Origin of the sequence: Aeromonas sp. A35_P (assembly GCF_002259925.1) — a bacterium.
Classification (GTDB): Bacteria; Pseudomonadota; Gammaproteobacteria; order Enterobacterales; family Aeromonadaceae; genus Aeromonas; species Aeromonas dhakensis.
In genome coordinates this window covers 1-9,250 of the sequence record NZ_NEVB01000127.1, presented here as the reverse complement: position 1 = coordinate 9,250, position 9,250 = coordinate 1, and the positions used below count along the sequence as shown (strand labels likewise).

Sequence of the window (9,250 nt, the reverse complement as noted above, 5' to 3'; positions counted from 1 at the left end):
TTTTACCGCATCGGTCACGTTACCAAGCAGATCGCCATTGTTTATTAGGCTCTTTAGCGCATCCAACGTTTGAGCTGGGTTCAGCCCCAGTTGCACCACCCCTTGTACACTATCCACCATACCTGCGGGAACACCCGCCAACAGGCCGGCACCATAACTGGTTTCTTGCAAGAGATTGATGGCGCCCCACTTTGCGCCATGTTGGGCGATACAGAGCAGCTCTCCCTGACACGAGGCAAAATCCTGTTCACGGGTCGCTTTCTGTTGGTGGCTTAAGTAGTTATACCGATGCACCGTCTCAGCCCGGTCTGCGCCGGTATCAAAGTCAGCTGCATCGCCAGTAACCGCTGCTGCAGCTAGCCCACCTAACACCTTGTTGAGCGCAACCTGATACTCCTCGTTGCCACCAAAGGCCCCCAGGCTCCAGTTACTGGCCAGCTCGGACATGGCGCCGCCTGCTGCGCCAGCCTCAAATTTGCCGCCGGTGATTTCAGCAATTGCGCCGCTGGTGACACCGTGTGCAATAGTCTTGCCTGCCTCACCCAGCGCATCGCCGTTATCACCGATAACGCCAGCCACTGACTTGCCCACTTGTCCCTGAATATTGGCCAGCAAGCTGTCCTTAAACGCATCCTCAAAGCTGCCACCGTTGATGGTGCTGTTGATACCCGCACCAATGGTGGCGTGGCCGGTCACCCGATTGAAGGTGTCCCAGCTCATCAAGTCCGCCGCACCCGGTTGGGCAAACGGGTTGTTGGCTTGCTTGGCTGCGCTGTCGAGTTTCGCCCATTGGTCAAAGCCGCTTAGCGCTCCCGCTGTCGCGACCGCCGTCGCCAACTGCTTGATATTGGCACTGCTGCCAAGGTCTTTGAGTACCGCAGAGAGGTCACCACCGTGCAACACCATGGATTGGGCTGCCTGAGTCGCCAGCGTGGCAAAGGCGGTGTTGGCCATGGCGGTGGTCGCGGCTGTCTGTGTACCCAGCAAGGCTGCACCAGTACCCCCCGAGGCTGCCGCTACCGCAATCGCAATCACCGACGCCACGATGGGGTTGAGGCTCTGTTGCTTGTAATCCCACTGCTCATAGGCCTCTTGTACCGCCTCCATCTTCACACCCGGCATCTGGCTGACCTGATTGACCCAGGCCATGCCCGGTTCGTTTGCCAGTGCGGTGAGATTGGCTTGCAGGGTTTCCCCTTCACGCTGACCCACTTGCAACAACACGCCCTGGCCTGCGTTGATGGTGATGTCACTGCCCTCGAGCTGGTTTTGCCGCTCGGTAGTGGAGCTGGTGCCATTGCCCTGGGCGGTGACGGTAAAGCCCTTCTTCTGCTCATCCTTGCGGTAGAAGTGCTCATCAGTGGCAGTGAGCAGGTTGAGCTGACCGTCGGTATCAAGGGCAAGGGTCTCACCGGCCTTGATATCGCTGCCCTTGAGGGTCATGTCCCCTTGGCTTGAGAGGCTCACATTGCCACCGGCGGTGATGGTGGTGCCCTGCGCCGTGACATCCCGCTGCTCTATCTCGGTGGTTTTGGATTTGAAGGTGCCACTGCTCTTGCTCTTCTCGTAGTGGTACTCCTCGTTATCGGCCGCAGTCAGTTGCAGCTCGCCACCGGCTTGCAGGCTGGCATTGCCTTGCGCCTCGATGGTGCTGGCCTGGGCCAGCAGGTTGTTGCCTGCGCTCAGGCTCACGTTATCACCAGAGACAGTGGCGCCGATTTGGGTGGTGGTGCGGTCGATGGTGTGCTTGCTGCCCTGCTGCACATCATCGCTGCTCTGGTTCGCTTCGCTGGCCAGTACCAGGTTATTGCCTGCACTCAGGCTCACATCGCCCTTGGCGTCAGCCGTTGAGGCCACCAGACTCAGGTCATTGCCTGCGCTGAGGGATAGGTTGCCAGCGGCATTGAGCTCGCTCATCAGCTGGTCGATGCGCGAGAAACGGTTTTGTCCCTCTTCCCAGGTATGGCGACTCTCAAGGCTGCCGATGGTGATATCGTTACCCGCCTGCAGTGCCATATTGTCCCCCGCCAGCAGCTCGGCGGCAGAGAGGTTGATATCCTTACCTGCTTGCAACAACAGATTGCCCGCAGACGTAATACTGGCGATGTCACCGACATCGGTGCGGCTAAAGCGGGTCTGGTCGCTCAAGACATCGGAGAGAATGCCGTTGACATCCACATGACGCTGCGCAGTCTGGGTCTGGTTGATGATGCTGCCGTTGGCACTGGCAAGGGTCACGTTCTGGCCGGATATCTGTCCCTGATTGAGGATGTCATCCATCGCCAGCAAGGTGAGGTCGCCACCGGCTTGCAGGGCTCCCTGGTTGGTTAGGGTACTGCCGCTTTTAAGGAACAGGGTGCCATCAGCCAAGAGAGTACCGCTGTTGTTGATGCCACCGGCTTTGAGGTCGATGTTACCCGCGGTGATGACGCTACCCGAGAGGTGGCGCTGGTCGGCTTCGGCCAGATAGAGTTTGGGGGCGAGCACAATCTGACCGTTGAACCACACCGGCTCCCACCACACCATGCTGCGGCCAAGCTGCGCCACTTGGGCGGCCGTCAAGGCGACGCCCGGCATCAATCCCAGCTCGCGTTGGTTTTGCGCGGCGTTATCAATCAGAGCGCGCATCTGGGCCAAATCAGAGCCCATCTCGCCATTGATAAAGCGCCGACCCGTTTGCGCCAGTACCGCATCGCGGATAACGCGGGTATCAAACGCAGCATCACCGAGCAGCTTGATATCGCGCTCCGGGTTATAGCCAAGCTGCGCAAAGAAATAATTGGACCCTAAGAACTTGCCAAGGTCTGTCCAGGTCGGGTTTTGCTCGACCGTGGGCGCAAGCGCCAGTGCGGCGCCATTAGGCAAAGTGCCGGGCTGCGCGGTGTTGATGTTCTGCCAGCTATCCCATTGCCCGCTGGCCTGCGCGGCAGCTGCCAGCGCCTGGTCGATATTGGAGAGGGCCGCATTGCCTGCCGAGCCCAGCTCGCTGATGAGCGGATTGACCTCTATCAAGTATTGGCTATCGGGCTTGTCGGTGACCACAAACAGACCATTGCCGCCGCCCGGCAGCGGATACTCCGGCAACGGTACCCCATTGGGCTCGCCCACCGGGGTGAAGACAACTTGCTGAGCATGTTGGCCAGCCTGCCAAGTCGGGCCACTGGGGCCATCAACCGCGACATTGTCAAGATCCGGGCGTGTGGTGGTACTGGAAACCGGCCCCGCATTGGCTTTGATGGTGACGTTGTCAATCTGGCCGGTAAATGACCCCTGAATATTGCGCCCTGCGGATAGCACGCCATTAAAAACACTGGTGTTTTCGTATCGCGTCACCACATCGGTCAGGTCGAGACGGTAACCAAAGCGAGCACCATCAGGGCGTTTACCTTGATAGGTATACAATGCCTCCGTGATGGTATCGCCAAGCTGGTAACCTTTGTTAGTGAGCGTGTTACCGTACATGTTGAGGTCAAGTCCGGCACTGATATATGAGGCATCGTTGACGATATCATCAACGCTCATGGTCATATTGCCCTGACTCATGATCATGGCTTCGTTACCGCCCATGGTGGGCATCGTTAACCGCTTGTGCTCAACCAGTTTCAGCTGTGGGGCTTTGGGGTCCCCCTCGTATATCGGCGTATAGACAGGTCGACAAGCAGAGCCGCCGCCACCGTCATTACCCCAGTTACAATCTTCAGTCTCCTCAACACGAATGGGTAAGACATCAATGGTCAGCGGGACATCTGTGGTGTGAAAAATGCTTTCTTCGTGAAGAGCCAAACCATCACGCTCATTTCGCAGAACTTGCGATTCGATGAGCATGTTTGCACTGCTTTCTATCCGACCTGAGCGGTTTAATACCGACACAGCCTTGAGTCCATCCAACAATCCCCGGATGTGCAGGTCACCTTCTGCAAGCAAGGTACCCGTGTGATTATCCAGTTGATTGGCAACGCCCAGCAGCATATGGCGACCGGAATAAAAGGTTCCGCTGTTATAGAGTGACGCTGAGTTGGCGACCTGGTCTCCCAGGCTGGCAATCATGCCGGTGTTGCGCAGTGCGCCACTGGTATCAAGACGCAGGGTACTGCCCGCCTGCAGACTGCCGCTGTTATCAAGACTGCTCGCGACCACCTGCATGGCTCCATTGCTGATAAGCTTGCCACGGTTATCGAGTGCACCGGTGGTGGCGATGCGCATGCCACTGCCTGCCACCCACTGCCCCTGGTTTTGCCAGTCACCCTGCACGTCCAGCTCAAGCTGGTTCTTGGCGCTGATGCTCCCCTGGCTGGTCAGGCTGCTGCCGACCTTCAACGCTAGGTCACCACCGGAGAGCCATTGGCCTATCTGAGTCACGCGTCCGGTGTCGATGCCTAGCTTGCTACCCGCCAGCAACTGGCCACTGCCATCGAGGGTGGCACTGGTGACCAGCAGTTGGCGCAAGCCAAACAGGATACCCGCACTGCTGAGACTGGTGCTGGCTTGCAGGCTCAAGGTGTCGGCACTGATAAGGCCGCTGGTTTGGTTGCTCAGGGTATTGCCGCTGATGTGCAGGGCGCCTTGAGCCACCAGTTGGCCTGCGTTATCAAGTTGCTGCGCGTTGATAATGCCATTGGTCTGGCTGCGCAGTTGCGCCCCTTGGCCGTTGGCGAGGTTATTGAGGGTCAGGGTTTGCGCCCCGGCTTGCCACTGCCCCAGGTTGTCCAGTCGTGTCCCGGTGAGGGTCAGCTGGTTTTGCGCCAGCACGCTGCCACGGTTGCTGGTTTGGTCGGCGTGCAGAGTGATATCGGTGGCCTGCAGTTGACCGCTGTTATCAAGCTGCTGACCCTGATAGCTAAATTGTCCGCCACTGAGCCACGACCCTTGTTGGTTGAGAATGCGGGCAGTGACCTGGCTGTTGCCAGCAATGACCTCGCCTTGCTGGTCCAGTTGGTCGGCACCGAGGGTGAGACTCTGCTGCCCCATCAGCGTNCCGGCTTGCCACTGCCCCAGGTTGTCCAGTCGTGTCCCGGTGAGGGTCAGCTGGTTTTGCGCCAGCACGCTGCCACGGTTGCTGGTTTGGTCGGCGTGCAGAGTGATATCGGTGGCCTGCAGTTGACCGCTGTTATCAAGCTGCTGACCCTGATAGCTAAATTGTCCGCCACTGAGCCACGACCCTTGTTGGTTGAGAATGCGGGCAGTGACCTGGCTGTTGCCAGCAATGACCTCGCCTTGCTGGTCCAGTTGGTCGGCACCGAGGGTGAGACTCTGCTGCCCCATCAGCGTGCCCAGTTGCTGCAACATGCCTTGTACGGTCAGCGCCACATTGTCTTGTCCCAGCAGTTCACCACGATTGGACAGAGTGTTGGCGGTGATGCGGATATCGCTATGACTGCTGACTCGCCCACCCAACTCGCCATGGCCCGTGAGGGTTACATCGATTGGCCCAGCCGCTTGAGTTGCGCCCTGCGCTTGCCAGCTATCGGCTTTTAGTTGCAGCTTGCCACCTGCCACCAGGTCACCGGGTTGGGTGAATTGACCTGCAGTGACAGTGGCATCTGTGCCTGCTTGCCAGCGTCCGGCCAGTTGCAACGTCGGTGCGGTCACCACAAGCTGAGTCCCTGCGATGACCTTGGCACTGTCGCTACTGCTCAAGGAAGAGGTGGCATTGAGGGTCAACCCGGCCAGCGCGGCCAAGGTGCCGCCCAGTTGCAGGCTGTCGCCGGTGAGGTTTGCACTCTCTTTGGCGAGCCAAGTGCCGCCTTGCGCCATCTGGTTCGCGCTCACATTGAGCGCTTTCTCGGCGTAGAGGTCGCCGCTGCCATCGACACGCGCAGCACTGACCGCAATCTGGTTGGCATTGAGGCGGCCGTTGTGGTGCAAGTGACCGCTTAACTGCAGGGTGGCATCTTGCCCACTGGTGAGAGTGCCACTGAGGGTGGCATCACTGGTGCGAAGTGTGAGGTCACTCTTGCTGTAGCCAGTGCCAGCCAGGCTCAGCTGGTCGGCGTCGAGGGTCAAAGCATCATCGCTATGCAGTTGCCCATCGATATTGAGGGTGGCAGCCTTGAGCGTCAGTGGGCCACTTGCTGAATACGTGCCTTGCCCGGTCAGGGTGGTGGCACCAATGGTGAGGGCGCGGTTACTGGCGGTGATGCCGGTTTGTCCCTGCGTGACGGTGTCAGCTTTGACCTGCAAAACGTCCCCGGCCACCCACTTGCCATGGTTGGTCAGTGTAGTGCCCTGCAGGGCAAGGGTAGAGCCTGCTGCTGTCGTGCCGCTGTTGGTGAAGGTGCCGGTGGTAATAGCCAGCGCCAAGCCGCTGATAAGCTGATTGCTATTGAGCAGTTCTGTGGTGTTGAGGGTGAGGTTACCGCCTGCCTGCAGGCGCCCCTGGTTGTCCAGGGTGTGGCTGGTTATCTGCCCTGCTTGAGCGGCCAGCAGCAAGCCGCTGCTGCGTAGTTGCTGCGCCTGAACATCCAGCGATTGGGTTGAGACAGTGCCGCTATTGACCAGGGTGTTGCCCTGATAGCGCAATGCTGCATCGCTGGCCAGGGTGCCACGGTTGAGCAGGGTAGCGATATCAAGCCCCATCTCCCCTTTGGCGGCCCAGGTGCCCTCTTGCACAGCTTCACGTGCAGTGACCTTGAGGGTGGCTTGGGAAAGCAATTGACCTGCATTGCCACTGGCTATCTGGTCCGCTTCAAGGGAGATGCCATCCCCTTGTAAGGAGCCATCAAGCGCCAATTGGTTGGCCTTGATAGCAACCTCTTGCCCTTTGATGATGCCACTTAACAACAGCAACTGGCCGCCGATGGTGAGAGCACCATCGCTCACCAGCTGTCCGGATGAAGAGAGTTCGCGTCCGGTGAGCGCAATCCCGTCGCGCCCAAGCAACATGCCACGACTGTCCAGCCGGTCAGTACCCAGGGTCAGCTGGGCGCCGCCCAGGGTGCCAGTATTGAGCAAAGCCCCTTTATTGGTGAGCGCCAAGGCGCCTTCGCTAACCACCTTGCCCTGATTGGTCAGAGTCTCGCTGTTGATAGTCAGCGGGCCCTTGGTCAGCACCTGGCCTGCTTGCTCATTGGCGAGCTTGGCAAGTGCCAACTCACCAGTACCGTCGGCCGAGAGGGTGCCCTGGTTATCAAGCTGCTCGCCGCGCCAGCTCAGTTGCCCCTGGCTGTGCATGACACCTTGCTGCGTCGCACGCACAGCAGTCACGGCTAACGCTTGTCCCGCCGTGACACTGGCATCGCTGGTGAGGGTCTTGGTATTGAGCGCAATTTGCTGGCCCTGCACCCTGCCAGACAACGTGACCTCATCAGCCTCGGCCTCGACCCTTCCCTGGCTTTCAAGGGTGGATGCCTTGCCTTGTACCCAGCGGTTACCACTTTTGATGGTCACCGGACCAGCTGCCGCCAGCGAGCCTTGCAGTGTTGCCCCTTCGTTAGCGGTGAGGCTTACTCCACCACCACTTTGCTGGCGACCGGCAAGGACGACTGTTTTGCCTGACAGCGCCAACTGCTCGGCAGCGCTCACCTCACCTTGCTGACTCAGGGCCTCTTTGGCAGCCAGCGTAACCGTGCGCGCATCCACCCGACTGTCCGAGAGGGTGACCTGCTTGCCCGCAAGCTGGACAGTGTCAGCAGCCAGCTGACTTTGCGAGAGGGTAACATCACCCGTAGCATTGGCTATCAGCGCCCCTTGCGCTGCCAACTTGCCACCCAACTCGGCATTTCCCTGCGCATTAACCGTTAATTGCCCCTGCGCTGCGCTGTCACGCAGCCGCACGCGGCCATTGGCATCAAGGGTCAAATCCCCTTGTTTGGCCACCACGTTGGCCAGATTGACCCCCACCCCCTGCTCGGTCGAGACCAACCGGATTTTGCCCGCGTACATGCCGCCCAACGCGGCGGTGTCGATGGCCACTTCCGGAGCCGGGCCATTGCCAGTCTGAGCAACGATTTCCCCGGTCTGGCGATTAACCTTGTTGGCACCCGCCACCACATTGACCGCCTGGCCATGCAGGGCGCCATTGAGCTGCACCGCACGCGCGACCAAGTCGACCGACGCCTGTCTGGTCGCATCCAGTCCCTTGCCACCTACGGTCAGGGTGCCCTGTTTCACATCGAGGGCCTGCAACTGGCCTTGTGCATCCAGTACCGGCTTGCCGGTCGAGAGCGTCACATTGGGGGTATTGATGAAACCGCAGCCATCACAGGTGAGGCCATTGGGGTTGGCCACCACCACACCCGCCTGCTGACCAGCCACTTCCAGATAGCCTTGCAACTGCGACGGGTTGGCGCCCACCACTTCGTTGATGATGAGATTGGCCGCTTGGCCATTGAGGTGGGGGTTGTTTTGAATAAGCCCACCCAGCTGGGTTTGGGTCAGCTGTNTTGAAATCCTGATAGAGGTTGTGCGATAACCCGGCGCCGTTGGGCGTGGCAATGTCGACGATAGGCACACCGTTACCGGCCTGATTGAGGGTGGTATTGCCGGTCGCCACCGCAATGCCTTCAGCAAATGCCGGGTGTGCCGGTTGCAGGGCCAACAATGCACATAGCTGATACACCACGGCGCGACATACCAGAGAAAACCGCGGCTCACCTTGCTTCATTGCGTTTGCATCCATCTCAACCACCTTCAACCATCCCTTCACGTCTTGATTGCCTTCTCGCGACGCACAACGCATCGCCACCACATGTCATTGCTAGAACGTCACACTCGCCCGGTAATAGAGCACCCAAGGGTCAGCATTGAGCCAAGCGGGGGCACTTAACGGAAAGCCCACGCTGATATTGCCGGTAAAGTGGCGATAGCGTTGCTCCCAACCCATGGCGGTGCCCACCATGCCACGCCACTCATCCCCCTGATTGCGCATATCCACCCGTCCCATATCCAGTGCCAACCAAGTGCGCCATTGACCAAGCCAGGCCGGTGTAGCGCCTTGCCAGCTCAGCTCGTTTCGAAGGTATCCACCCACATCCCCGCTGATACTCTGCTCCTTGAATCCGCGCACCGAGGCCTCGCCGCCCAGCGACAAACGCTCCACGCTATAGAGCCGGTCAGGCGTCCATTGGGCATTGAAGGTCGAGAGCCATCCCCACTGACCACCCGCCGTGCTGTAGCTGCCAAACAGCCCCCATTTCTCAAACTGGGCCTGCGGCCACAAAGCCGAGCGGCCACGGTCGCGGTCCGCTCCGAACCAGTCGGTACCGAGCGTCAAGGCGGGGTTCAGGGTGAAGAAGTGACGCTCTACGCGCGT

General features: G+C 59.5%; 2 protein-coding genes. Both read right to left on the bottom strand.

The features are described 5' to 3' along the window. Nucleotides 1-8,451, bottom strand: an 8,451-nt coding sequence (locus tag CAK78_RS09155; RefSeq protein ID WP_441296583.1) for a two-partner secretion domain-containing protein, incomplete at its 3' end; no start/stop codon positions are given. 244 nt (nt 8,452-8,695) lie between these two features. Next, nucleotides 8,696-9,250, bottom strand: a 555-nt coding sequence (locus tag CAK78_RS09150) for a ShlB/FhaC/HecB family hemolysin secretion/activation protein (RefSeq protein WP_141214157.1), incomplete at its 5' end; no start/stop codon positions are given.